The sequence below is a fragment of the Ensifer sp. Root278 genome, assembly GCF_001429285.1.
Lineage (GTDB): Bacteria > Pseudomonadota > Alphaproteobacteria > Rhizobiales > Rhizobiaceae > Ensifer.
Genome location: NZ_LMJJ01000040.1, coordinates 564,417 through 588,275, shown reverse-complemented (window position 1 = coordinate 588,275; position 23,859 = coordinate 564,417). Strand labels below are relative to the sequence as shown.

At 62.8% G+C, this 23,859-nt stretch carries 21 protein-coding genes and 1 pseudogene; 11 read left to right on the top strand and 11 right to left on the bottom strand.

Annotated features, from left to right (window positions below; genetic code table 11):
* Positions 1-241: 241 nt before the first annotated feature.
* Positions 242-739, bottom strand: coding sequence for a helix-turn-helix domain-containing protein (locus ASE60_RS24630; protein ID WP_057254424.1), 498 nt, complete (start codon positions 737-739; stop codon positions 242-244).
* 157 nt (positions 740-896) lie between these two features.
* Here ASE60_RS24630 and ASE60_RS24625 point away from each other — a divergent pair, with 157 nt between their 5' ends.
* From ASE60_RS24625 to ASE60_RS24615, 3 genes are all read left to right on the top strand, one after another.
* On the top strand, positions 897-1,436 hold the full coding sequence (locus ASE60_RS24625; RefSeq protein ID WP_057253882.1) for a hypothetical protein: 540 nt from the start codon (positions 897-899) through the stop codon (positions 1,434-1,436).
* Between the two features lie 32 nt (positions 1,437-1,468).
* Complete coding sequence (locus tag ASE60_RS24620; RefSeq protein ID WP_057253880.1) at positions 1,469-2,095, top strand: isochorismatase family cysteine hydrolase; 627 nt, start codon at positions 1,469-1,471, stop codon at positions 2,093-2,095.
* 96 nt (positions 2,096-2,191) lie between these two features.
* Complete coding sequence (locus tag ASE60_RS24615; protein ID WP_348272234.1) at positions 2,192-2,491, top strand: putative quinol monooxygenase; 300 nt, start codon at positions 2,192-2,194, stop codon at positions 2,489-2,491.
* A 95-nt stretch (positions 2,492-2,586) separates the two neighbouring features.
* Here ASE60_RS24615 and ASE60_RS24610 read toward each other — a convergent pair whose 3' ends face one another.
* A complete protein-coding gene (locus tag ASE60_RS24610) occupies positions 2,587-3,225 on the bottom strand; it encodes a glutathione S-transferase family protein (RefSeq protein ID WP_057253876.1) in 639 nt (212 codons plus the stop codon).
* A gap of 235 nt (positions 3,226-3,460) precedes the next feature.
* On the opposite strand from ASE60_RS24610, the gene ASE60_RS24605 reads away from it, so the two are divergent.
* A complete protein-coding gene (locus ASE60_RS24605) occupies positions 3,461-5,209 on the top strand; it encodes an adenylate/guanylate cyclase domain-containing protein (RefSeq protein WP_057253874.1) in 1,749 nt (582 codons plus the stop codon).
* A gap of 233 nt (positions 5,210-5,442) precedes the next feature.
* Here the strand turns inward: ASE60_RS24605 and ASE60_RS24600 are convergent, their stop codons facing one another.
* Both ASE60_RS24600 and ASE60_RS24595 read right to left on the bottom strand, forming a co-directional pair.
* Entirely contained in the window at positions 5,443-5,772 is a 330-nt protein-coding gene (locus tag ASE60_RS24600) for a hypothetical protein (protein WP_057253872.1), read from the bottom strand.
* A 257-nt stretch (positions 5,773-6,029) separates the two neighbouring features.
* Positions 6,030-8,465, bottom strand: a complete 2,436-nt coding sequence (locus ASE60_RS24595; RefSeq protein WP_110878545.1) for an arylsulfatase — start codon at positions 8,463-8,465, stop codon at positions 6,030-6,032.
* 323 nt (positions 8,466-8,788) lie between these two features.
* Between ASE60_RS24595 and ASE60_RS24590 the strand changes: the two genes are divergently transcribed.
* Together ASE60_RS24590 and ASE60_RS24585 are read left to right on the top strand one after the other, a co-directional pair.
* On the top strand, positions 8,789-9,184 hold the full coding sequence (locus tag ASE60_RS24590) for a hypothetical protein (protein ID WP_057253870.1): 396 nt from the start codon (positions 8,789-8,791) through the stop codon (positions 9,182-9,184).
* Between the two features lie 595 nt (positions 9,185-9,779).
* The gene (locus ASE60_RS24585; RefSeq protein ID WP_057253868.1) at positions 9,780-10,790 is read left to right on the top strand and encodes an aldo/keto reductase; all 1,011 of its coding nucleotides are present in this window, start codon (positions 9,780-9,782) and stop codon (positions 10,788-10,790) included.
* Positions 10,791-10,816: 26 nt separating this feature from the next.
* On the opposite strand, the gene ASE60_RS24580 is transcribed toward ASE60_RS24585, so the two are convergent.
* The 4 genes and pseudogenes from ASE60_RS24580 to ASE60_RS24565 form a co-directional block, all read right to left on the bottom strand.
* The gene (locus ASE60_RS24580) at positions 10,817-11,749 is read right to left on the bottom strand and encodes a LysR family transcriptional regulator (RefSeq protein WP_057253867.1); all 933 of its coding nucleotides are present in this window, start codon (positions 11,747-11,749) and stop codon (positions 10,817-10,819) included.
* 73 nt (positions 11,750-11,822) lie between these two features.
* Positions 11,823-12,695, bottom strand: a complete 873-nt coding sequence (locus tag ASE60_RS24575) for an NAD(P)H-binding protein (RefSeq protein ID WP_057253865.1) — start codon at positions 12,693-12,695, stop codon at positions 11,823-11,825.
* 87 nt (positions 12,696-12,782) lie between these two features.
* A complete protein-coding gene (locus tag ASE60_RS24570; RefSeq protein ID WP_057253863.1) occupies positions 12,783-13,655 on the bottom strand; it encodes an AraC family transcriptional regulator in 873 nt (290 codons plus the stop codon).
* Between the two features lie 128 nt (positions 13,656-13,783).
* Positions 13,784-14,023: pseudogene (locus ASE60_RS24565) on the bottom strand (efflux transporter periplasmic adaptor subunit); the annotation flags it as partial.
* A gap of 226 nt (positions 14,024-14,249) precedes the next feature.
* On the opposite strand from ASE60_RS24565, the gene ASE60_RS24560 reads away from it, so the two are divergent.
* The 3 genes from ASE60_RS24560 (at position 14,250) to ASE60_RS24550 (ending at position 18,116) form a co-directional block, all read left to right on the top strand.
* Positions 14,250-16,190 (top strand): DUF3604 domain-containing protein, encoded by a 1,941-nt coding sequence (locus ASE60_RS24560; protein ID WP_057253858.1) that lies wholly within the window; start codon positions 14,250-14,252, stop codon positions 16,188-16,190.
* 82 nt (positions 16,191-16,272) lie between these two features.
* Positions 16,273-17,124 carry a peptidylprolyl isomerase gene (locus tag ASE60_RS24555; protein WP_057254420.1) on the top strand — a complete coding sequence of 284 codons (852 nt, stop codon included), beginning with the start codon at positions 16,273-16,275 and terminating at the stop codon, positions 17,122-17,124.
* On the top strand, positions 17,121-18,116 hold the full coding sequence (locus ASE60_RS24550; RefSeq protein ID WP_057253856.1) for a HupE/UreJ family protein: 996 nt from the start codon (positions 17,121-17,123) through the stop codon (positions 18,114-18,116). The genes ASE60_RS24555 and ASE60_RS24550 overlap by 4 nt, the downstream gene beginning before the upstream one ends.
* Positions 18,117-18,270: 154 nt before the next feature.
* Here the strand turns inward: ASE60_RS24550 and ASE60_RS24545 are convergent, their stop codons facing one another.
* Positions 18,271-20,229 carry an elongation factor G gene (locus tag ASE60_RS24545; protein WP_057253854.1) on the bottom strand — a complete coding sequence of 653 codons (1,959 nt, stop codon included), beginning with the start codon at positions 20,227-20,229 and terminating at the stop codon, positions 18,271-18,273.
* 288 nt (positions 20,230-20,517) lie between these two features.
* On the opposite strand from ASE60_RS24545, the gene ASE60_RS24540 reads away from it, so the two are divergent.
* On the top strand, positions 20,518-21,198 hold the full coding sequence (locus tag ASE60_RS24540; protein WP_057253852.1) for a glutathione S-transferase family protein: 681 nt from the start codon (positions 20,518-20,520) through the stop codon (positions 21,196-21,198).
* Positions 21,199-21,538: 340 nt separating this feature from the next.
* Here the strand turns inward: ASE60_RS24540 and ASE60_RS24535 are convergent, their stop codons facing one another.
* Entirely contained in the window at positions 21,539-22,258 is a 720-nt protein-coding gene (locus tag ASE60_RS24535; RefSeq protein WP_244495712.1) for a transporter, read from the bottom strand.
* Positions 22,258-22,446, bottom strand: coding sequence for a hypothetical protein (locus ASE60_RS35840; protein WP_244495692.1), 189 nt, complete (start codon positions 22,444-22,446; stop codon positions 22,258-22,260). Before ASE60_RS35840 ends, ASE60_RS24535 begins: the two co-directional genes overlap by 1 nt.
* A 292-nt stretch (positions 22,447-22,738) precedes the next feature.
* On the opposite strand from ASE60_RS35840, the gene ASE60_RS24530 reads away from it, so the two are divergent.
* A complete protein-coding gene (locus tag ASE60_RS24530) occupies positions 22,739-23,788 on the top strand; it encodes an aldo/keto reductase (RefSeq protein ID WP_057254418.1) in 1,050 nt (349 codons plus the stop codon).
* Positions 23,789-23,859: the final 71 nt, after the last annotated feature.

The following is a 23,859-nucleotide window of genomic DNA, read 5'->3' as shown; positions in this document are numbered from 1 at the left end:
GCGCTTGCCTAAAAAACGCGAAACACCTTTCGGATTTTGGGCGGGAATGGTTGGGCGGGAAAGTCGGCGAGACAGGCCGCTTCTCGGCCATTTCCGGCGATTGCAGCCGCAAGCGTCCGACCGCCCGGGCGGTCTGGCGCCGTCACCCGGCACGTCCAGAGGAGAGCAGAGATGATCGCATTCCGCAATGGCCTGGCAGTGGTGTCTCAGGCGTGCCGCCCGCCCGGCAGCGGAATGCGGACTACCGGCTCTCCTTGAACCGTTCCCACCGCTCTTCCCTTTCCTGGGCATAGGCCGGATTGAGCTCGGCGCTGAGATCCGCCCGCTTCAAGGGCTCGCCGCAGCTCTCGCAGAGCGGACCCAGCCCTGCCGGTTTGCCGCAGGTCAGATGGGTGTAGTTGACCGCCCGCCCCTCTTCGGGTGCCTTCACCCAGGCTTCGCCCCAGGCGCGCAGCGCCAGGATGACCGGGTAGAAGGCGTTTCCCTTTTCCGTCAGGTGATACTCAAAGCGCGGCGGGCGCTGGTTGTACTGGCGGCGTTCCACCATGCCTTCCGTTTCCAGCGCCTTCAGGCGCGCGGTGATCATCTGAGGCGTGCCCCCCGTCTGCGCCTGGATCTCCTCGAAGCGATGTCCGCGCATGAACAGCTCGCGCAGGATCAGCACGGTCCAGCGGTCCCCCACGACGGCCTCGGAGCGCGCCACCGGGCACAAGGTGCGTTCGGCAGAATTCTTTTCCACTTTGTCACTTTCTTTTTCATAGGCACTTGTCACTATGATTTTCATATCTAATATAAGCGATGTCGCACGGAATGCAACGGGCCATGAGGGCCCCCGCGATGCGGCCAGGCATTCAAAGGCCAAGCATGAAAAGGCCAGACATGAAAAGGAGTCTGCCATGAACAGCCACGAGACCGGCGATCTCGAGATCGTCGATTCCAGCTTCAGCGCCATCATCAACGCCCCCTTCGAGAAGGTCGACATACCGAGCTGGTGCTTTACGCTTGCCGAGGAGGAATACCGGCTTTGCTCCCCGGCCCATATTGCCGCCGGCGTTACCACAGCGCCCGACGGCAGACGCATGTCGATCAACGTCGAAACGATTGGCGGCACCCTGATGGTGCAGCACTATGTGGAGACGCTGAGCGAGAAGCATCACCTGGTGCTGGAGTCGGTCTCGGATCTCTTCCCGCCTTCGGGCCGGACCACGATCCATGTGCTTTGGGAACTGAGCGTCAGGCGCATTGACGAGCACACGTGCGAATTCACCAACCACGTTCGCTCCAGGGCGACGGAGGAATTCAAGGCCTCGCTCGACCGGCAAGGCATCCCCTTCGACGTGTTCCGCGCGCAGCGACAGCCGATGTCGATTGCGCACAACAAGGGCGAGACACCGCTGTTTGCTGCCAGCATCGAGCGTGCGGCGCTTCGAAACTAGGTCTCTATGAACCAATAAAAATGGAGACGACCATGTCAAAGCCGAATTACAGCAAAGAGACGACAGCCCTGCTCTTTGTCGACCCCTATAACGACTTCCTTTCGGAAGGCGGCAAGATCTGGGACCGGATCAAGCCGATCGCCGAGGACGTCGGGCTGATCGAGAACCTGAAGTCGATCGATGCCGCAATCCGCGCCGCCGGAATACGCGTCTTCATCGCCCCGCATCGCCGCTGGGAACCGGGCGACTACGAAGACTGGGCGCATCCCAGTCCGACCCAGCAGGCCATCATGCACCGCCACTCGTTCGCCCGCGGCGAATGGGGCGGGGAATGGCATCCGGATTTTGCGCCGAAGCCGGGGGACGTGGTGGCCAAGGAGCATTGGGGCCAGAGCGGCTTTGCCAATACCGACCTGGACCAGCAGCTGCGGCAACGCGGCATCACGCATCTCATCATCGTCGGCCTGCTCGCCAATACCTGCATCGAATCCACGGCCCGCTACGGCATGGAGCTCGGTTATCACGTGACCCTTGTGCGCGATGCGACGGCCGCCTTCACGCATGAAATGATGCATGCCGCCCACGATCTGAACGGCCCCACTTTCGCGCACGCGATCCTGACAACGGGCGAACTGCTCGAGGCCCTGCCGGCTTCGTGACGAAAGGCGCCGGCGAGAGCCTCGGGCCCGCTGCTCTGAAACGAAGAGACACGGACGGCACGCCGGTTTGTCGCGCCGTCCCCAGTGACCAGGGAAATGACCATGTCAAAATTCGTAGTACTTGGAACAATCGAAGCCGTTGCCGGCCATCGAGAACAGCTCATCCCCCTGTTGCAAGCCCATCGGGCTCGCTGCCTGCGTGATGAGAAAGGAACGCTCCGCTTCGACATCATGACGTCGAACGATGACGAGGCGAAAATCCACATCCACGAGGTCTATCAGGATGCAGCCGCTTTCGACCTGCATCTCGACGGCCCCTCGATCAAACAGTGGCGCGAAGAAACCGCAGGACTGGTCGCGGGCGTTGTCGTCCACAAAGCGACACCTGTCGAATAGGCGCCGAGGGTATGAAGCTCGGCAGCGGCGACCGCCGGCATCACCACGCGGGCCGCTGCCAGCGCCGTCCGAACCAAAGGCAAAATCTGTACCCTTCACCCCGGCAGCGGCGGCAGTTCAGGCGCGACCAGACCATGGAAAGGATCACGCCACGTCTCGATCTCTTCAAGCCGCCGCGACCAGCGCATGAGCGCCGGATAATCACCGATCGGTAGCCGCGCCGCGTCGTTAAAGGGCAGGAATGTCGCCATGCGGAAATCGGCGAAGGACACCGTGTCGCCGACCAGCCACGCGCGACCGGAGAGCTCAGCCTCGAGTATCCTCGCCGCCCTATGAAACTCCCGCAGCCCCTCCTCCACCATCGCTTCCTCGCAGGGGCCGATGCCGTAGCGCAGCTTGGTGCCGCGCTCCCAATGCACCATGTCGCAGGCTTTCACGAAGTTCTCCTTCCCCCAGCTGATCCAGCGGATCATCTCCGGCTCGTCGTCATCCGTCCGCCAGAAATTGGAACCGGTCTGGCGGGAAAGATAGCAGGCGATCGCATCCGCCTCCCAGAGCGACCGGCCGGTGCGCTCCAGGATCGGCAGCAGCAGGTTCGGATTGAGTGACCGGAAACGTTCGGCCTGGCCCGGCGCCATGGGTTCGGCAAATTCGAACGCGACCCCGGCCTGCAGATACCGCGCGACGGCAACCGCCAGGCGAGGATTAGGATTGCGGCTGAAGTAGAGCTTCATGCGGTGGCTCTCCGTTGGTGCACGTCATGAAGACGAACGAAGGCGCCGCGCGCCGACAGGTACGAAAGAAAAATCGACCGCCGCTTCGTCGCGAATGACTCCTAGCAGACCTGACGCGTAGCAGCCTGACTTCGCTCTGGGACAACTGGTTGCGGCCAGGCGCGGCTATGTATGCTATCCTGTCATCAACCAGGCTCTGCAAGGGAGCCCAGGTGACCAACAGGGACACTATCGAGTGGTGGACAAGTCCGTTCAGCGCCGTCTGGCTGCCATCCTTGCCGCCGATGTAGTCGGTTACAGTCGCCTCATGGGCGTGGACGAGGACGGCACCTTGGCGGTCGTGCGGAACCTCCGCGCCGAAGTGATCGAAACCAGGATCGCCGAGCACCAAGGTCGGCTGTTTAAGTCTATGGGGGATGGCTTTCTCGCGGAATTCCCCAGCGTCGTGAAGGCCGTGGCCTGCGCAGTCGCATTACAGAAGGATATGGCAGCACGGAACGCAGAGCTGTCAGAGGACCGAGCCATCCAACTCCGCATTGGCGTCAACTTGGGGGATGTGATTGCTGAGGATGGCGATGTTTTCGGTGAAGGCGTGAACGTCGCTGCGCGGATCGAGGGACTTGCCCCGGCGGGCGGCATTGCAGTCACCGGCATGGTTCACGACAACGTAGGAAGTCGCCTTGATCTCTCGTTTGAAGACATGGGTGAGCAGCAACTCAAGAATATCGCCCAGCCGGTCCGGGTCTATAGTCTGGGAGCTCCCTCAGGAACATCGGTGCGACCAACAGCGGTAGAACGAATCAAACCGTCCATAGCAGTACTGCCATTTACCAACATGAGTGGTGATCCCGGGCAACAGTACATTTCCGATGGGATCACCGAGGATATCATTACCGAACTCGCCCGCTTTCACGGCCTATCCGTAGTAGCTCGCCACGCGTCGTTTCATTTTGCCAACAAAGGAAAAAGTCATATCGAAGTAGCGCGGGAACTGGGCGTTGCCTATGTAGTTGAGGGTAGTCTACGCAAATTGGGCGACCGAATACGCATCACAGCCCAGTTGGTCGATGCCATAACCGGCACTCACGTCTGGGCCGACCGCTACGATCGCGATGCGCAGGATATCTTCGCTGTCCAGGACCTTGTTGTCGCGGCAATCGTAACAATGCTGGAGGGCCGTATGTACGCTGCAGAAGCAGCAAAAGCCCGTGCAAAACCAACTACTAGCTGGTCGGCTTATGACTGTCTGTTACAAGGCCGCAATCTATGTGACCATCAGCGTGATGCCGAAGCCGTACCCCTACTTGAGCGGGCAATTGCCGTCGATCCGCATTTTGCACTTGCGCATGCCTGGCTGGCGATAGCTCTTACCATCAGCAATATCATTGTGCTCGATGACGATCAGATGGCCAAGGCTGAGAGCGCTTCGAAACAAGCGCTGGAACTAGATGCCAACGACGCCACGTCTCATTGGGCAAGAGCGCTCTACTACCTTTGGACAGGCGACCATGACCGTTCACGCTTCCATTTTGACAGGGCGCTGACCCTCAATCCGGCCGATATACAGATTAAGGGTGACTACGCGAACTGGCAGCGCGCCAGTGGCAGGCCGGCCGATGCGTTGGCCACAATCGATGCCGCCATAGGCTTGGGTCCCTTCGTGCCCGATTGGTTTGCAGCGGTTCGCGGCCTGACGCTCTTTGACCTCGCTCGATATGCTGACGCAGTCGAAGCGCTCGAGAGTGTCCCTGTACAACGCTCCAGTGGCCTCTTGTACCTAGCCGCCGCGCGCGCGCAATTAGGCGACTTAACTGGTGCAAGTGAGGTGATCGCCAAGGTGAAGCTGGTGAAACCGGATTTATCGCTTCGGAATGTGATCCAGGTACTGCACTACGCACGCCCTGAAGCTCAGCAACACTTGATTGATGCCCTGCGGAAGGCGGGGCTGCCGGAGCAGTATGTGCGCCCCTTACGAGCAAGTTGAGTTAACTTCTGCTTGTGGCCCATTGCTTCTTTTAGCTGCCCTGCAAACGTTGGTCGCTTTCGGTGCATAGCGGACGCCGGCAAGTCTTCCGCCCGGTTGATTTATGGGTTCACGGCCTAGAGCATCCCGCTCCTCACGTGGAAGCACTGGAGGCGAAAGATGCTTTAGAATCAAAGTGCTATGGCGTCCTTTGTGCGTCCAGTTGAACGCACGGCACTCTAGGTGACGTTGGGTTAGTTGCGACTGCGCCAGAGCAAGACCGACAGCACCGCATGAACTGCGACCGCGGGCCACAGAAGGAAGCCCGCGGAGCCAGTCAGTCCGAAATAGGCCAGATAGAGCGTGACTGCCGCACTGTAGATCAGCATGCCGAGGAGCCCTGAGTTCCTCCAGCAGGCAACGCCGAGTGCGATCAGGGCAATACCGGCCACCCGGGCCGTCGGGATAGCGGGCCCGGTCAGCACCTCGCCAAGCAATACCTGCCCCACGAACGAAGGCACCACCACCAGCGCGAGCCCTGTTGCCATCTCCGCGAAGGCGGCGAGATCAAGCACGCGTATCATAGGAACGCACCTCTGCTACTGCATGTCTCCTTAAATCGACCTCGATTTAAGGACAAAGACATGCAGAAAATCAAAGTGCTACAGCGACCTTTGCGCGTCTAATAAGACGCGCGGCGCTGTAGCCGTTTATGTCCAAGCCTTGCGATGCACCGGCGCTAGAGCATCCCGCTCTCAAGTGGAATCACTGGAAGCGGAAAAATGGCCTAGATTCAAAGTGCTAGAGCGTCCTTTGTGCGTTCGCTTGAACGCACGGCGCTCTAGGGCGTTGCGTTTGGCTTCAGTTCAAAAGTCAGCTTGTCGATCTTGCCCGTGAAGCGGAAGGGCGTGTCGTAGCGGTATTCCAGCAAGGCAACGCCGGTGCGTGTGTCGAGACCGACGTCAAAGGTCTCATCCTCGGGGAAGGTAACCGGGATGCCGTGGTCGATGCTGTTCGTGGCGACTTCCTGGCCGTCCACCGACAGAACGCCTGTGCCGCCGGCGCCAAGTCCCTTTCCATCCGACTTGAAGTCGAAGACGATCGTGTGTTTGCCGGGTTCGAGTTCCGGTCCCTCCCACATGGTGCGCTTGAGGTCGAGGAGATTGTAGAGGAACACGACCTTCCCACTGCCGACACCGAAGTCTCCCTGGCTGAGGAAGAGGCCGTAACCGCCAAAGCGGCCGCCTTCGGTGACGATCATGCCTTGCGCACCGCCGTCCGGTATCTCGACGTCGGCAGTAATCGTATAGGACTTGTTCAAGGTGCTGGGCGCAGCACTGCCCGGCACACCGCTCAATTCTCCCTGATAGGTGAATTCCGTCCGTCCGGCGGTCAGGTTGGGTCGAGGGGCGTTCCAGCGTGCGAGCGTCGAATTGTCGAGCGGCAGCACGTTGTACTTCTTCGCTTCGGCATAGAAGAGGTCCTGCAACTCCTTGAGCTTGTCAGGCATTTTGGCGGCAAGATCGGTGAACTGCGTCGGGTCTTCGTCGACATTGTAGAGTTCCCAATTGTAGCCGGTGATCACGTCGGGAGGCGTCTTGGTGCTGAGTTCCCACGGCAGTGTTGCGGGCGTCGTCGCGGCGACCCATCCCTCGTGATAGATCGCGCGGTTTCCCAGCATCTCGAAGTACTGCGTCTGGTGTTGCGTCGGGGCAGTGGCATTCGCCTTGTCCCATGTGTAGGCCAAGCTGACGCCTTCGATCGGCTCCTGCTTGATGCCGTTGATCGTCTCCGGTTGCGGGATGCCTGCCGCCTCCAGGATCGTCGGCACGATGTCGATGAAGTGGTGGAACTGCGCGCGGATCCCGCCCGCGTCGTTGATATGGCCGGGCCAGGACATGACCATGCCCTGCGCCGTCCCGCCGAAATGCGACGGCACCTGCTTTACCCACTTGAACGGTGTCCCCATTGCCCAGGCCCAGCCGGCTGCGAAATGCGGGAATGTCCGCTCCGAACCCCAGAATGGATACCAGAGAAACTGGTCCTTAACCGGAACTTCGACACCGTTGAATGTGGTGAACTCATTCGGTGTGCCGTTGAGCATGCCCTCGGCGCTCGCTCCGTTGTCGCCGCCGATGTAGATGATCAGGGTGTTGTCGAGCTCTCCGAGGTCTTCCACCGCCTGGATGACCCGCCCGATCTCGTTGTCAGCATAGGCAAGGTAGGCGCCGTACACATCGGCCTGCCTGATGAACAGTTTCTTCTGCTCGAAACTGAGCGAATCCCATTGCGGTAAACTGTCGGGCCAAGGCGTGAGCTTCGCGTTCTCAGGCATGATGCCGAGCCGCTTCTGATTGGCGAAGATCGTCTCGCGAACCTTGTTCCAGCCCTCGTCGAAGAGGTGCATGTCGCTGATCTTCTTGATCCATTCGGGCGTCGGGTGGTGCGGCGCATGGGTGGCGCCAGGCACGTAATATACGAGCCAGGGCTTGCCGGGGGCGATCTCGCTCAGTTGCTTGATGTGCTGGATCGCGTCGTCGGCCATGGCCGTTTCCAGGTTCCATTTGGGATTGCCTTCAAACGGATAGATGGCAGTCGTGTTGCGGAACAGGTTCGGTTGCCACTGGCTGGCATCGCCGCCGACGAAGCCGTAGAAATAATCGAAGCCCATGCCCGTCGGCCACTGGTTGAAGGGCCCCGCCTGGCTCGATTGATAGGACGGCGTGTTGTGGTTCTTGCCGAACCATGAGGTGGCGTAGCCATTTTCCTTGAGGATCGTGCCGATCGTTCCTTTCTCGATGGGAATGATTGAATCGTAACCGGGATACCCGGTAGCGATTTCGCCGACCACGCCGAAACCGACGGAATGGTGATTGCGCCCGGTGATCAGCGCCGCACGAGACGGCGAGCAAAGCGATGTCGAGTGGAAGTTCGTGAAGCGCAACCCCTCTTTGGCGATGCGGTCCATCGCCGGTGTCGGAATGACCCCGCCGAAGGTGCTCGGCGCGCCGAAGCCTTGGTCGTCCGTCATGATGAGCAGCACATTGGGAGCGCCTTTCGGAGGCACGACACGCGGCGTCCACCAGGGCGTCGATTCCGAGGCTTTTTCCTTGATCACGCCGCCAAAAGCCGGACTTGGCGACGGAAGCTGCTTACCCGTAATTGTCGTGGTCGCTCCGGGTGCGCCGAGCGTCCCTGAAACCTGCTGTGCCCATGCGGACGTAAAACCAAGCGCGAAGAAGGCTGCACCCGCAAGCATGCTCTGGCCAATGGTCATGGCGAACACCTCTACTGCAGATCGTTGAATTCTCTCCGAATTAGAACGGTCTAATATACGCATATCACTGCGTGTGGGAAAGGTAAAAGACCGGTCGTAAAACTCGCGCGCGTTAGGTTCAATGTCCCAAGGCGGCTGATGCCGCCACAGGCAAACATGAATCACGCAAAAACATGCTCGTTTGAGCGGGACTCACGTATAGCGATGCAAGCATCCCAGCGATCGACGCGGGCGTCGCGTCTTTCGTTGCCTGAACAATTCCGTTCTGGCTGCGTTCATAATTACGAGCGCTAAATGGGACCGACGTTTAGGAGGTAACATACATGAAGAAGATCATTTCAATCAGCCTGCTGCTCGCGTCGCTGATACCGGGCGCAGCACTGACGCCGGGCACAGCACTGGCCCAAGGCGTAGAGCTCTATCTCGATGGCGGTGGGCCAAGATATGACGATGGCCGACGCTATTACGACGACGAGGACTACGGCGACGACTATTATCGCGACCGCTACTATCGCGACCGCCAGTATCGCGATCGCCGCGCCCAGCGCCGCATTTGTACCCCGCAACGCGCTTTGGCGATAGCGCGGGCCGAGGGCTTGCAGGGCGCCAGAGTCGGTCGAACCACCAATCAGTGGATCGAAATTAGAGGGTCGCACCGTCGCACGATCGTCTTCGGCCTTCAGCCCAACTGCCCGGTTCGCGGCTATAACAACTGGTAAAATGCATTGGGGGTTTTCCGTCGACGGTTGGGGCGATCTTCGCCCCCACCCGGGTGGACGGGCCCAACCCGGGCCTCTCCTCCACCCCCAACTGCGAACGGCTGGCCGGCCCGCGGCGTGAACCTCATCCGTCGGCGGACGATACTGGCGCCTTCCAAACACCGTGACGACAGGGCCCTTCGGCTCGCCCCCTTTGAACCGCCCGAGCACCTGCTGCCTTATTGCCGCCGGAGCTTTGCCCGGCCGGCTTACAGCCGTTCGTCTTATGGAGATGGCGCGCTGCATCAGGCTGACGAGAGAGCGCACCCTGCGCGGCCAAACGGATCGCCCCCACCCTGCGCCTGGAGCGTTGGCCGGGCGGTCCCATTCGGCATCGACCCTGCGGCGCAAGATTGCGAGCGCCATGCCGCCCCCAACAGATCGACCGTCTCGGCATCTGTGAATTTGCTTCCTAATACCTGCGAACCCGGTCTGCCTACCGGCGATCCACGGGCTGACCTATTTCTCTGTCCAACGGCAACGCACCGCAGCGATCATCGCTGAAGCATCCCCACGCAGGCAGGGCCTGCCCCATTTGATCAGCAAAGGACAGTGAATGGCACTCAAGGACATTCTTCCCGGCAAGCTTGGTTTTGGCGCCGCACCGCTCGGCAACATGTTCCGCGAAATCCCGGAACGGGAAGCGCTCGGCACCGTGGAGGCCGCCTGGGACGACGGCATCCGCTATTTCGACAACGCCCCCTTCTATGGCGCCGGCCTCGCCGAAATCCGCATGGCCGAGGCGCTGGCCGGCCGTCCGCGTGACGAATACGTCATCAGCACCAAGGTCGGCCGGGTCATCCTCGACGAGATCGAGGATGTCAGCGCCCGCGATCTCGGGGAAAAGGGCGACGTCTTCCGCTATGGCCGGCCCAACAAGATCGTCAACGACTATTCCTATGACGCGACGCTGCGCTCGATCGAAGACAGCCTGAAGCGCCTGAAGACCGACCGGATCGAGATCGCGTTCGTCCACGACGTCGCCCAGGATTTCTACGGCGACGAATGGCTGGATGTGTTCGAGACCGCCCGCAAGGGGGCGTTCAAGGCGCTTGACCGGCTGCGCGACGAGGGCGTGATCAAGGCCTGGGGCCTCGGCGTCAACCGTGTCGAGCCGATCGAACTGCTGCTCGCGCTCGAAGGCCCCCGCCCCGACGGCTTACTGCTTGCCGGCCGCTATACCCTGCTCGATCACGACCGCGCCCTCCAGCGCGTCATGCCCATGGTTGCAGAGCGCGGCCTCGGCATCATCGTCGGCGGCCCCTATAGCTCGGGTGCCCTGGTTGGCGGACCGAACTTCGAATATGCCCCGGCCACGCCCGCAATCCTTGCAAAGGTCGCGCGCATCAAGGCGATCGCCGACCGCCACGGCATCAGCATGAAGGCCGCGGGTCTGCAATTCGCGCTCGCCAACCCGGCGGTCGCCGCCGTCATCCCCGGCGCCAGCCAGCCGAGCCGGATTGCGGAGGATCGCGCGGCACTGAACGAGGTCATTCCCGCCGATTTCTGGCGCGAACTCAGGGAAGCCGGTCTGGTCAATCCCGCCGCTCCCCTGCCGATAGCCTGAGCGAGAGCGTGAACTGTGCCCGCCCGCTATCTTGCGGGCGGGGCAGCCGCTACCGGATCCTCCGCCAGAAAGCGCTGCAGGCGCGGCACGGCAAAATCGAGGAACGCGCGCACGCGCGCCGGCAGATGCTGGGCACCGCGATAGAGCGCATGAATTTCATCAGCCTCGGCAATGGCGCTGTCGGCAAGCACCTCGACGAGTTCTCCGCGGGCGATCGGGCCGCGGACGTGATAGTCGGCGATCCGCCCGATCCCGACGCCTGCCATCGCCATGCGGCGGATGGTTTCGCCGTTATTGGTCAGAAGCGAGCCGCTCAGCATCCGCTCGACGATCCGCCCGCCCTCGCGCATCGGCCAGACGGGGTTTGCCCGGCGAAAATTGAACCCCAGGCAATTATGCCTCAGCAGATCCTCCGGCGTTTTCGGCACGCCCCACCTGGCGAGATAGGCGGGTGAAGCGACGATGCGCCTTTTTGTCGTGCCGATCTTGCGCGCCACCAGATTGGAATCCGGCAGGCGCCCGACCCGGATCGCGACATCGGTCCGTTCGAGATAGAGGTCGACCACCTCGTCGGACAGCGAGAGGTCGATGACGATCTTCGGATAGGCTTCAAAGAAAGCGGGCAGGATCGGCTCCAGCGCCGCCGTGCCGAAGCTGACGGACGAACTCACCCGGATCAGCCCCTCGGGTGCTGCACCTCCTTGGGCGATCTGCTGCTCGGTCTCGTCGAGATCGGCAAGCAGCCTCTGGCTCCGCTCGTAATAGAACGCGCCTTCATCCGTCAAAAGCAGCCGCCGCGTCGAACGCTCGACCAGGCGGATGCCGAGCCGAGCTTCCAGCCGTTGAATGAGCTTGGATACGGTCGACGGCGTCATCATGAGCTGCCGCGCCGCCTCGGAAAAACTGCCGGCCTCGACCACCTGGACAAAGACCATCATCTCGCCTGCGCGGTTATCCATGACGCCACCCGGTTCGAATTCGAAAACCCGCCGTCAGGCTATCGCGGAAACCTCGACCTGTCGCCCTGTCCCGTCATGCCGGTACGAACGGCCGGAGAGCCTCGACCAGTTCGGTGGTGCCGTAGCAAACCTCGCCCTGCGGCTCGATGTCGATCAGCCCGCCTTTGTTGTGCGCGTCGTAGAGATCGACCAGGAGCCCGGCGGTGCTCGCGCTCACAGCCCGCTCAAGCGCCGCCTGCCAATGCTCGCGCCGCACGGCCTGAGCGGTGATCGTGCGGCCCAGCAACTGGCTGAGGGCGCCGGCAACATCCGCGGCACTATAGCGGCGCGGTCCTTCGGCGTGAACGATACGCTCGACCTTTTCCATGCTCGGGCGGCGCAGGAGGTCGGCTGCCGATCGGCCCACATCGCCGGTCGAAACGGCGGCAAATGTCCGCTCGACCGGGTGGTGCAGGCTCGGCAGAATGCCCGTCGCGATCGCCGTGGGGATACTGCGGGCCCAGCCCTCCATATGCTCCGCCGAGCGCAGGAACACCTTGGGCATGGCGAGCTCGCGAAGGCGATCCTCGAAGTGACGGAACACAGTGGGCATGCCGATATCTTCGTCGACATGGGCGCCGTAGTCGGAGATCGCCAGCACGCGTTCCGGCCCTGCGCGCGCAATCGCCTCGGCCATGTTCGCCGTCATCCGGCGCATTTCAGCTCTGGCGTCCTCGGCTCTGAGCGGCGGCGGCAGGATGATCTGCACGGCTTGCGCACCCGCGAATGCCTGACGGAGTGCCGCCGGGTCCTGCAAATCGGCGAGCGCGACGTCACAACCGATCGCGCGCAATTTGTCCGCCCTGGCCGCGTCGCGCAGCACCGCCCTGACCGGCAGGCCCGCCGCGCGCAGTGCCGATGCCGTTGAAAAGCCCACCTTTCCGGCGGCCCCGAGGATAACAAACATGATCTCGTTCCTTGCTGAAGATCGGCAAGTTCTAGGGACCGCGAGGGCCCTCGTCGCACAGATTCGGCCAGGATTTTGCAGCTTCGGTCAGATTTCGGCCGCGCGTCGCATGATCTCGCCAGGCGTCTCGCCCAGAAGCCGGCGCATCGTTGAAGCCATATGGCTTTGATGGGCGAAGCCGGCGGCGACCGCAATCTCGCTCGCCGGCATCATCGTCGTGGTCATCAGCGCACGGGCATGCTCGACGCGGCGGCGGATCACATATTGGTGCACCGGCAGGCCGGTGCTGTTGCGAAAGAGCGTCTTCAGCCGCGTGGCGCTCAAGCCCGCGACCGCGGCAAGGTCGGCAAGATGAAGCCTCTTGTCCAGATGGGTCTCGATGAACTCGGTCAGAACCCGCAATTGCCGCGCCGAGAGTTTCGGTTCGCTCCGCCCTTCCGGCCGTTGCGGTCCGCCCGTCGCGGTCTCGATCAGCCGCACGGCAAGCGCATTGGCAAGAAGGTCGATATAGAGCGGATCGGATGGCGTGTCGGCCTCCAGATCCGCCTTGATCGCCCAGCCGATCGCTTCGAGCCTGGTGTCACGCAGCTGCAATTGCGGCATCAATTCCACCCTGTCGCCATGCCGCCCGAGGTCGGCCGCGACCCGGTCGAGCAGCGATCGCGAGAAACTGAGCCGCAGGATCCGGCAGTCGGCATCATCCTCCCAGGAACCGTCGACGCCGGCCGGAATGATGTCGATATCGCCCGGCTTCTGCACCCGCCGCATGCGCCGACCGCCGCATTGGCAATCGGCGTTGACCGGCGGACCGAAATGCATGCCCAGACGGTGCATCTCGCCGCCCGGCACATGCACCCGGCCGCGCGGAATATGGATGAAGTCGGCCGAAAGCACGTTCCATGCCCGCCCGGCACTGGTGAGCAGGATCTGTGGCGATGGTTGAATGGAAGAAAGTGACATGACCTGCTGCGACCTGGACCTCGGCATGGGGTGGCCATGCTACGTCGCAACAGGCGGCTTAACAACGGCGGGCGCGCAGTTGATCGCCACCTTTGCTTCCGCTGCCAGATCAGGCTTCCGTTGCTCCATCAGAACGGGTTGATATAGTTGGTGATCGCGATCTGGCGCAAAAGCACCCGGCGGATCACATGCGCCGCCTTTACCCGGTCGGTGAATACAGCGGCAACCCCTGCCGCGCCCGCGGGCAGCCTTGCGGCAAAGGCCTCGTCATCCAGCCTGATCCGCACGATGAAGGGTGCGGCCGATACCGCCTCCGGCGCCACCGCCGTGCCGGAGACGCGCGCCTGCCCGGAGGCGATCGCCTGCAGTCAGAGGAACGGGAAGGTCGCAACGCCGAGTTTGCCAACTGACCGTTAGCTGGCATCGGAGGGCGGCGGGCGAGCTTTTGCCCGCTTGTCCTGCTCGCTGGCCCGCCCCCTCATCGCCCTGGTGATCTTGATCAAAGTCAAGGAAATCCCCGCAGCGCCGTGCGATTGTTTCCGTGCAGTAGCTCAGTCTTTCGCGAAGCGGCCGTGCCGCACGGAGGGGAAAGCGATGAGAAACAAGTCTGCCAAATTGATCCTTGCAAGCATTCTGAGCCTTGGCCCGGCGCTCCCGGCAGCCGCACAGGAACATAACGACACCGGCACGCTGGACACGGCCAAGGCCGAAAAGGCTTTTGCCGCCAAGCCGCTCTATTCGCCCTACGCAGGCCGCAATTTTCCGACCCGCCCCCTGTTCGGCGACACGCATCTTCACACCGGAGCCTCATTCGACGCCGGCGCGTTCGGGGCGCGGCTGACGCCGCGCGACGCCTATCGCTTCGCCCGCGGCGAAGAGGTCATGGCGTCGAGCGGCCAGCCCGCCAAGCTGTCGCGCCCGCTCGACTTCCTGGTGGTCTCCGACCACTCCGACAACATGGGCATGTTTCCGGACCTCTTCGCCGGCAAGCCGGAGGTTATCTCCGATCCGCAGGCCAAGACCTGGTACGACATGATCAAGTCGGGCCAGGGCGGCAAGGCGGCGATGGAAATCATCGTCGGGTTCAGCGAGGGCACCCTGCCGCAGTCGATGATCTACGGGCCCGACACCCGCCCCTACAAGAACGCCTGGCAGGACACGATCAAGGCGGCCGAGGAATATAACGAGCCCGGCCGCTTCACCGCCTTCATCGGCTACGAATGGACATCGAACACAGCGGGCAACAACCTGCACCGCAACGTCATCTTCCGCGACAATGCCGACAAGGCGAACGAGGTCTTGCCCTACACGACGCTGAAGCCGCTCGGCAGCGACAATCCGCGCGACCTGTGGAAGTGGATGCAGGCCTACGAGGACAAGACCGGTGGCAGTGTGCTGGCGATCGCCCACAACGGCAACCTGTCCAACGGGCGCATGTTCCCGATGATCGAATCCTTCACCGGCAAGCCGGTGGACAAGGACTATGTCGAGCAACGCGCCCGCTGGGAACGGCTCTATGAGACAACCCAGACCAAGGGCACCGGCGAGGCGCACCCGGCGCTCGCGCCCAATGACGAGTTCGCAAACTTCGAGATCTGGGACTTCGGCAACCTCGATGCCAGCGAGCGCAAGACGCCGGACATGCTCGAATTCGAATATGCGCGCTCGGCGTTCAAGAACGGCCTCAAGCTCGAGGCTCAACTCGGCACCAATCCCTACAAGTTCGGGTTGGTGGGCAGCTCGGACTCGCATACCGGTCTGTCGGCCATGGAGGAAGAGAACTTCTTCGGCAAGACGACCCCCCAGGAACCGAGCCCGGAACGACTGACTGCAACCTTCGTCAAGAACCCTAAGACCAACATAACGGTGATGGACTGGGAGGTCGGGGCGTCTGGCTACGCAGCCGTCTGGGCGGTGGAAAACACCCGCGAGTCAATCTGGGACGCCATGCAGCGCAAGGAGACCTATGCGACAACAGGACCGCGCATGCTCGTGCGCTTCTTCGGCGGCTGGGACTTCGAACCGGCCGATGCCGAAGGCCGCAATCCCGGCGCCATCGGCTATGCCAAGGGCGTGCCCATGGGTGGCGATCTGACGGCGGCGCCTGAGGGCAAGGCACCGACATTTCTCGTTGCCGCGCTCAGGGACCCGATCGGCGCCAATCTCGATCGTTACCAGGTCGTCAAGGGCTGGCTTGACGACAAGGGCGAGACGCACGAACAGGTCTACGATGTCGCCTGGGGCGGAGACCGCAAGCCGGGCCCGGACAGCAAAGTGCCGTCTGTCGGCGATACGGTCGACATCGAGAACGCCACATGGACCAACACCATCGGCGCGCCCGAGCTGATCGCCGTCTGGAAGGACCCGGAGTTCGACCCGAAGCAGAAGGCCTTCTACTACGGCCGCGTCATCGAGATCCCGACGCCCCGGTGGACGGCCTATGACGCCAAGCGTTTCGGGACGAGGCCGCTGGAAGGCACGCGCATGACCGTGACCGAGCGCGCCTACACCTCTCCGATCTGGTACACGCCATAATCCGGGAGATGGATGACCGCATGCGGGCGGACGCACGAAGACCATGCGCCCGCCGCCCTCCGTCAAGCGAGCGAGCACGGCCATGCTGAAACGCATCTTACGAGAGCCGCTGGTCCATTTCCTGGCACTTGCACTTTTGATTTTCGCCGCGCACGGCCTTCTGCGCACCGGCGCCGATGCGCCGGAAAAAATGGTCGTCAGTGCGTCGAAGATCGAGCAGATGGCAACGGTCTTCACCAAGACCTGGCAGCGCTCGCCGACGGCGGAAGAGCTGAAAGGCATGATCGACGACTATGTGAAGGAGGAAATTCTGGTGCGCCAGGCGCTCGAACTCGGGCTCGACCGGGACGACACGGTCGTGCGCCGCCGCCTGCGGCAGAAAATGGAGTTCCTGAACGCCGCCGACGCCGTCCCCGTGACGGTCACCGATCCGGAACTGGAAGCCTATCTCGAGGCCAATCCGGCAACCTTCGCCACCGATGCGAAGCTGGCATTCGAGCAGGTGTTTCTCAATCCCGCCCGGCACGGCGACACGATTGCTGAGGACGCCGCCGCCTTGCTCGCGGAGCTCCGCAGCAACGACACGGCCGACCCCGCTTCGCTTGGCGATGCGTCCCTGCTTCCCGCGGCAGTTCTGCTCACAAGCAAGGCGGCGATCGACCAGACCTTCGGCGGCGACCTTGCGGACGGGCTCGAAAAGGCTCCGCTCGGTCAGTGGACGGGGCCGATCGCCAGCAGCTTCGGCCTCCATCTGGTCCGGGTGTCCGAGCATGCGCCGGGCCGGGTGCCGCAACTCAAGGACGTCCGCGACGAAGTGGCAAGGGAGTGGGAAAACGCCAAGCGTGCCCAACTTGAGCAGCAACGCTTCGGTGAATTGCTCGCTCGCTACCAGGTCAGCGTCGAAGCCCCCACTGCCGCGGGGGACGGCAGATGAGACCGCCTTGTGCCCTTCTCGCCTTGCCGATCCTCCTGCTGCTCGGCGCTTCCGCTATCGCTCATGAGGTTCGGCCGGCCTATCTCGACATACGCGAAACCGCGCACGACACCTTCGCCGTTCTCTGGAAGGTGCCGGCGCAGGGCAGGATGCGGCTGGCGCTCGACGCGCATCTGCCAAAACAGTGCATCGAAAGGGCCACGCCGATGCGGTGGTTCGAAGGCAGCGCCTATCTGGAGCGGTGGACCGTCGACTGCGCGGGGGGATTGCGGAATGGCACGATCGTCATCGACGGGCTCAAGGCCACGCTGACCGAAGCACTGGTGCGCATCGAATACGAGAATGGCGACACGGAGGTTGGGCGCCTCATGCCCGAGGCGCCCTCCTTCACTGCGGCCGGCGCGCAGACCCGCCTTGAAGTGGCCCGAACCTATTTCCTGCTCGGCATCGAGCACATACTCCTGGGCTTCGATCATCTGATCTTCGTGCTTGCGCTCATGTTGCTCATCCATGACCGCTGGATGCTGTTCAACACGATCACGGCCTTCACCGTCGCCCACAGCATCACGCTCGCCGGAGCATCGCTCGGCTATTTCAGCCTTCCCCAGAAGCCGGTCGAAGCAACGATCGCCCTCAGCATTGCCTTCGTCGCAAGCGAACTGCTCAAGGCCAGACCGAACGAAGCGCGCCTGTCGGAAACCTATCCCTGGGTCGTCGCCTTCGCCTTCGGCCTGCTGCACGGTTTCGGCTTCTCCGGCGCGCTGAAGGAGATCGGATTACCGCAGTCGGATGTGCCGCTGAGCCTCTTGACCTTCAACCTCGGCGTCGAGGCGGGACAGATCATCTTCGTTGCCGCGGCTCTGGCGGTTGCCTGGGCGGGGCGCGCGGTGGTTGGTTACCACGCCGCCTTCGCGCGCCGGGCAATCGCCTACGGCATCGGCACCAGCGCGATGCTCTGGTTCATTCCCAGGATCGCCAGCCTGGCAGCCTGAAGCGCGGCGCTCTTGCGCGACATGCAGCCAAGCAAAGTTCTACAGCGACCTTTGCGCGTCTGATAAGACGCGCGGCGCCGTAGAGCCCGGCAATCGAGTTGAGCCGTCCGCACCACCCCATGAACACCGACATCTGCCCGAAGGGCCGCTCGCCTCACCCCGCCTGCTGCGCCCCATGCGCGTGGATCACCGCATCGGCCTCCTTGCCGTAGAGCTCCTCGAAATGGTCGAAGCTCTTGGAAAAGTAGCCGATCCCCTGCGTGGCCGCCCGCAGTGCCCGGGCGAGATCGTCAAGCGCCGATCCGGGCACCAGTGCGCGAAAGATGTCCCAGCCCTTGGCGGTCTCGTCCCGGTCGAAGCCGAGCACCTGGCCCTTGTAGGTGGAGACAATCGGCACCAGGCTGCCGGAATAGATCGAGGGGATGTGGATCTCGATGCGGATGACCGGCTGCATCAGCACGGCGGAGGCCTGCGACAGCGCCTGGCGCACGCCCATCTTGGCCGCCGCCCGAAAGGCGAAGTCGTTGCTGTCGACCGAATGGTGCTGGCCGTCGGTCAAGGTCACGCCGACATCGATCACCTGAAAGCCGAGCGGGCCTTTCTCCATCGCCTCCCGCGCCCCGGCCTCGATCGCCGGGATGAAGTTGCGCGGCACCGCCCCGCCCTTCACCGTCTCGGCAAAGGAGAAGCCGGTGCCGCGCTCGTTCGGGTGCACGCTGAGCTTGACGTCGGCAAATTGCCCGGCGCCACCCGTCTGCTTGCGGTGGCGATAGTGCACGTCGGAGGGTTTCAGCACCGTCTCGCGATAGGTCGGGCTCGGTGGCTTGTCGGTGACGCCGACGTGGAAGACGTCGGCGAGCGTCTTGCAGAGATCGCGCAGGTGCATCGGCCCTTGCACGCAGACGAGCTGGGCGCCGGTTCCCTCCTCCTGCATGACCGCAAGCCCGCGGTCGGTCTCGGCAAGTTTGGCGAGCGTGCCGGAAAGCTTGGTCTCGTCGCGCTCGCTGTCGGGCACCAGGATGCGCTCCAGCATCGGCGTCGGCGGCACCGTCCAGTCCGGCGCCTCGGCCGTGCTATTGCCGGCAAGCAGCGCCGGCACCGGCAGGTGCTCGGATTTGACCGCCGCGATGATCGCGCCCGCCTCCGGCGTGGCGTTTGGCAGCGGTTTTCCGGTCGCCGGGTCCTGCAGCGAGCCGAGGCTGCCGCCGCCGAGCGTTATGCCCTGCTTGATCCCCGATGTCAGCGCCCGCACCAGCACGGTCTTGCCGACATTGGCGCGGTGGTAGGCATGGAAGCTGACAGCCGAAAGGGCGGTCTCGGCAATCGAGCCGGCCGCAGCCAGCCGGTTTCGAAGCGCATCGACAGCGGGCGCCTCATGACGCAGCGCCTTCATCAGCCGCATGATGCCATTGGCATGGCTCGCCGAGCCGACCAGCACCGGGATGATCCGGTTTTCCTTCAAGAGCCGCGTGGAGATCGCGTAGATCGTGTCGCTTGCCGGCGCCCGATCTTCGATCAGCTCCTCGAGCAGCCAGTCGTCGAACTCGGAGAAATGTTCCAGCAGTTCGGTGCGCGCCTCCTTCTCGCGCTCCATCACCGTATCGGGGATCTCGATCAGCGCCGAGGTCTGGCCTTCGCGGTAGCGCCAGGCGCGCTCGGAGATCAGGTCGCAGGTGCCGACAATCTTGTCGCCTTCGCGGATCGGCACCTGGCGCAGGAGCAGCATGTGGCCGGAATAGTCCTGGAGCGCGGCGATCACGTCACGCAGCCGCGCCCGCGGCTCGTCCATGCGGTTGATGAAGAGAATGCAGGGCGTGCCCGAGGCCTCGATCACCTTGAGATAGGGCGCGGCCAGCACCGCCTCCTCCGGCGCCGGCGAGACGCAGAGCACGCAGGCATCGCTGGCAATCAGCGCATGCTGCGCGTGGCCAAGCGCCTCGGTTCCGCCGGGTGCATCGAGCGCGCACCAGGGTTCGCCGCCAAACTCGAATTCCGTGAGGTTCAGTCCATAGGGCGAAACAGCTTTTCTGGAGGCCCCCTCCAGACCGGCCAGCTTTTCTGCCAGCGTGGTTTTTCCGGTCTGTGAGGGCCCAAGTACCGTGAAGCAGCGCATCGGCGATCCTCCCCTGTCGCGATTGCCAGAAGGCGCCGAGCGTTGCGACGCCCTTACTCTATTAATTCTAGGGCAGCTTTTGCGCTTTCAATGGCTATGCGCAAATTCGGCACAGTTCCGGTGCCCGCTGCGTCGACAATCGGCGTCGCCGGATGCCCATAATCTGATTGTCAATTTAAACCGGTTGTGAAATTATATCATTGTCGAGATCGACAATCGAAAGCGCGGCGCTAGTTCTATCGAAGCGCCATCCATTCATTGGAACCGTCCGAGCCGGAGACCGTCCGCATGTCCCTCACGCTTTACCAGCATCCGCTTGCGTCCTTCTGCCATAAGGTGCTGATCGCGCTTTACGAGAACGATACCCCCTTCAAGAGCAGCCTTGTCGATCTGCTCGATCCTGAGGAAGCGGCCCGCTTTGCAGCACTCTGGCCGGTCGGCAAGATGCCGGTTCTGACCGACAGCGCCCGTAATGTCGTGATGCCCGAAACCTCCATCATCATCGAATATCTCGACCGCCACTATCCCGGCCGCCAGCGGCTGATCCCCGACGATCAGGATACCGCCCTCAAGGCGCGCCTCTGGGATCGCTTCTTCGATCTCTACATCCATGTGCCGATGCAGAAGATCGTCACCGATACGCTGCGTGCATCAGGCGAAAACGACCATCGCGGCGTCACCGACGCCCGCGCTTCCCTTGCCGTTGCCTATGGCATGGCCGACAAGCATTTCACTGAGAACACCTTCGCCGCCGGCGATGCCTTCAGCCTTGCCGATTGCGCGGCCACGCCTGCGCTCTTCTATGGCGGCATCGTCGAGCCCTTCGATGAGAAATACCCGCATCTCGCAGCCTATTTCGAGCGCCTGCTTGAGCGCGCCTCCGTGCGCCGCGTGCTCACCGAAGCGCGGCCTTATTTCCATATGTTTCCCTACCGGAACCTGATGCCCGAGCGGTTTTTCGAGATGTGAGCCAAGCGCTAGAAACACAAGGGGATACAGGGAGATAGAGCGCCTTCGTGAATCGATATGGGAAAGACGCGGTGACGCCTTCCACCGCCCCGTCCGCTCCTGAAAGCGCCAGCATGAGCGAAGCTTGCCCCTCTCCTCGGGGTTAACCCGAGGACTAACCCTCTCCCCGTCTGCGGGGCGAGGGAACGTGCCCCTTCGCAGCGTTGTCGAGCGGAGCCGCCGTCAGAGAAAAATCGAAGATGCTTGCTGTTGAGACGAGCGGTTGCCACATGTCCCTTCTCCCCGCCCGCGGGGAGAAGGTGCCGGCAGGCGGATGAGGGGCTTCCCTCTATAGTCGATGCTACTTCACCTGCGCCGGCGGCGTGCCGATTGGGAAGGCGATGGTGACGAAGCCGGCGGTACCCTCCGGCCGGTTCTTGGCGCCGAATTCCTGGAAAATCTTCAGCGTCAGAGAGACCGGCGTCTCGGCCATCTTGAAATTGTAGCCCATGGTGCCGCCGATTGCGGCGATACGGCCCTTGAAGTCGCCGAGGCTTGCACCGGGACCGCTGTCGCCCGTCACCTGCTGGTAGAAGTAGCCCGCCACGCCGGCGGAGAAATCCTGGCCGAAGTGCCTGGTAACCGCCCATTCCGCGTGGAATTCCGTACCCGTGCGATAGTCCGTCGCCGGGTTCTCGCCGTTGAAGGTGAAGCCCGCCGCACCCGAAAGGTCGAAACCGGCTTCCGGGTTGAACCAGGTGCCGGCAAGGGTGAAGTCGCCTGCCCAGCGATTGAAGGAGAGATTGGCGAGCTCGCCTTTCTGGTAGTCGCCGATCGGCACGTTGAGGCTGGCGTTCGCCGTCCAGTGGAAATCGCCTTCGTGCCAGCCGAGCACGGCGCCAACCACCGGGTCGCCGATGGTGAAGATCGAGTCGCTTGCGGAGGCCGAACGGCCGGCCCTCGGCGCTGACAGCGTTGCATCGATGTCGGGGCCGCCGAAAGGCACGATCGCGGTAAAGCCGAGATTGCCGCCGAGCACCTCCTCGGGCATGACCCAGAGGCCGGTGCCGAAGACGCCGATCAGGGTCGCGTCGACTTCGCCGACGATCTGGCCGCCGAGCGGAAGCTGCTTTCACCGACATAGAAATAGGTGTCGTTCTGAAAGTAGGTTCCGGGCGGTGCGAGAAGGCCGGCCATCGGGCCACGGGCACCGAGCAGATAGAAGCCGGCACCGTTTTCAGCCGCGTTCGCCGTCGAAGGCGCGACCACGCAACACAGGCCGGCAGCGATTGCCTATGCGGACAGCAAACTCTTGGCAACGCTCATCGAGTGACCCCCCTCATCTCTCGGCAGAGACGATAGCATTCCGCCATCTTCAAGCCAGCCCTAAGAAACAGGAGCCTCAAGAACCGCAACATCCGATTGCAGGACGGTGCAGGCATACACATCTTGCCCGCCCGGCACAGGCCGCTACCTTACCGCCTGTCGCCTTCGGTTTGTTCCACAACGGAGGCTTGCGTTTTCGTTGCTTTCCCAGCGCATCAGCAAAGGATCCGAGACCATGGAATACCGGCTGCTCGGCCGCTCCGGCCTGAAAATCTCTGTTATCACCATGGGCACGATGACGATTGGCGGCCGCGGCAAGTTCGCCGAGGTCGGCAATGTCGGCCTCAAGGACGCCCGCCGCTACGTCGATCTCTGCCTCGACGCCGGCGTCAACCTGATCGACACCGCCGATATCTATTCGACCGGCTACTCAGAGCAGATCATCGGCGAGGTGCTTGGCGGCAAGCGCAAGAACGGCGTGCTGGTCGCCACCAAGGCACGCTTCTCCATGGGGCCCGGACCGAACGACGGCGGGCTCTCGCGCCACCATCTGATCGCCGCCTGCGAGGCGAGCCTGAAGCGGCTGAAGACCGACGTCATCGATCTCTACCAGGTGCATGAATGGGATGGCCAGACGCCGCTCGAAGAAACGATGGAAGCGCTCGACAGCCTCGTCCGAAGCGGCAAGGTCCGCTACATCGGCTGCTCCAACTATTCCGGCTGGCACATCATGAAGGCGCTCGGCATCAGCGCGCTCGAGGGCCGGCAGCGCTTCGTCAGCCAGCAGATCCACTATACGCTGGAAGCCCGCGAGGCCGAATACGAACTGATGCCGATCTCGATCGATCAGGGGCTCGGCGTGCTCGTCTGGAGCCCGCTTGCAGGCGGCCTGCTCTCGGGCAAGCATCGGCCGGGCGAGACATCAGAGGGAACGCGCCAGCTCGCCGGCTGGAACGAGCCGCCGATCCGCGACGAGGCGCGGCTGTGGAAGATCGTCGACATGCTGGTGGCGATATCAGGCGAGCGCGGCGTCTCCCCGGCGCAGGTGGCGCTCGCCTGGCTGATCGGCCGCAAGGGCGTCACGTCCGTCATCATCGGCGGCCGCACGGAAGCACAGTTCAGCGACAACCTCGCCGCCGCCGGCCTGAAGCTTTCCGACGAGGAAAAGGAACTGCTCGACGCCGTCAGCCTGCCGCCGGTGATCTACCCCTACTGGCACCAGCTCCGGAGCGCCAAGGACCGGCTCGGCGAAGCGGATCTGTCGCTGCTGGGGCCGCATTTGTAGAGGAAGGTGCCCTATCCGGCTCGCCAACGCCTCTTCAGCATCATGGAGCAAGTGCCACAAGATTCCGATGA

Bases quoted from the DNA above. Each gene is read 5' to 3' on its own strand.
- ASE60_RS24625 (WP_057253882.1), top strand. From the start codon at position 897: ATGAACAGCCACGAGACCGGCGATCTCGAGATCGTCGATTCCAGCTTC.
- ASE60_RS24620 (WP_057253880.1), top strand. From the start codon at position 1,469: ATGTCAAAGCCGAATTACAGCAAAGAGACGACAGCCCTGCTCTTTGTC.
- ASE60_RS24615 (WP_348272234.1), top strand. From the start codon at position 2,192: ATGACCATGTCAAAATTCGTAGTACTTGGAACAATCGAAGCCGTTGCC.
- ASE60_RS24610 (WP_057253876.1), bottom strand. From the start codon at position 3,225: ATGAAGCTCTACTTCAGCCGCAATCCTAATCCTCGCCTGGCGGTTGCC.
- ASE60_RS24600 (WP_057253872.1), bottom strand. From the start codon at position 5,772: ATGATACGCGTGCTTGATCTCGCCGCCTTCGCGGAGATGGCAACAGGG.
- ASE60_RS24595 (WP_110878545.1), bottom strand. From the start codon at position 8,465: ATGACCATTGGCCAGAGCATGCTTGCGGGTGCAGCCTTCTTCGCGCTT.
- ASE60_RS24590 (WP_057253870.1), top strand. From the start codon at position 8,789: ATGAAGAAGATCATTTCAATCAGCCTGCTGCTCGCGTCGCTGATACCG.
- ASE60_RS24585 (WP_057253868.1), top strand. From the start codon at position 9,780: ATGGCACTCAAGGACATTCTTCCCGGCAAGCTTGGTTTTGGCGCCGCA.
- ASE60_RS24580 (WP_057253867.1), bottom strand. From the start codon at position 11,749: ATGGATAACCGCGCAGGCGAGATGATGGTCTTTGTCCAGGTGGTCGAG.
- ASE60_RS24575 (WP_057253865.1), bottom strand. From the start codon at position 12,695: ATGTTTGTTATCCTCGGGGCCGCCGGAAAGGTGGGCTTTTCAACGGCA.
- ASE60_RS24570 (WP_057253863.1), bottom strand. From the start codon at position 13,655: ATGTCACTTTCTTCCATTCAACCATCGCCACAGATCCTGCTCACCAGT.
- ASE60_RS24560 (WP_057253858.1), top strand. From the start codon at position 14,250: ATGAGAAACAAGTCTGCCAAATTGATCCTTGCAAGCATTCTGAGCCTT.
- ASE60_RS24555 (WP_057254420.1), top strand. From the start codon at position 16,273: ATGCTGAAACGCATCTTACGAGAGCCGCTGGTCCATTTCCTGGCACTT.
- ASE60_RS24550 (WP_057253856.1), top strand. From the start codon at position 17,121: ATGAGACCGCCTTGTGCCCTTCTCGCCTTGCCGATCCTCCTGCTGCTC.
- ASE60_RS24545 (WP_057253854.1), bottom strand. From the start codon at position 20,229: ATGCGCTGCTTCACGGTACTTGGGCCCTCACAGACCGGAAAAACCACG.
- ASE60_RS24540 (WP_057253852.1), top strand. From the start codon at position 20,518: ATGTCCCTCACGCTTTACCAGCATCCGCTTGCGTCCTTCTGCCATAAG.
- ASE60_RS24530 (WP_057254418.1), top strand. From the start codon at position 22,739: ATGGAATACCGGCTGCTCGGCCGCTCCGGCCTGAAAATCTCTGTTATC.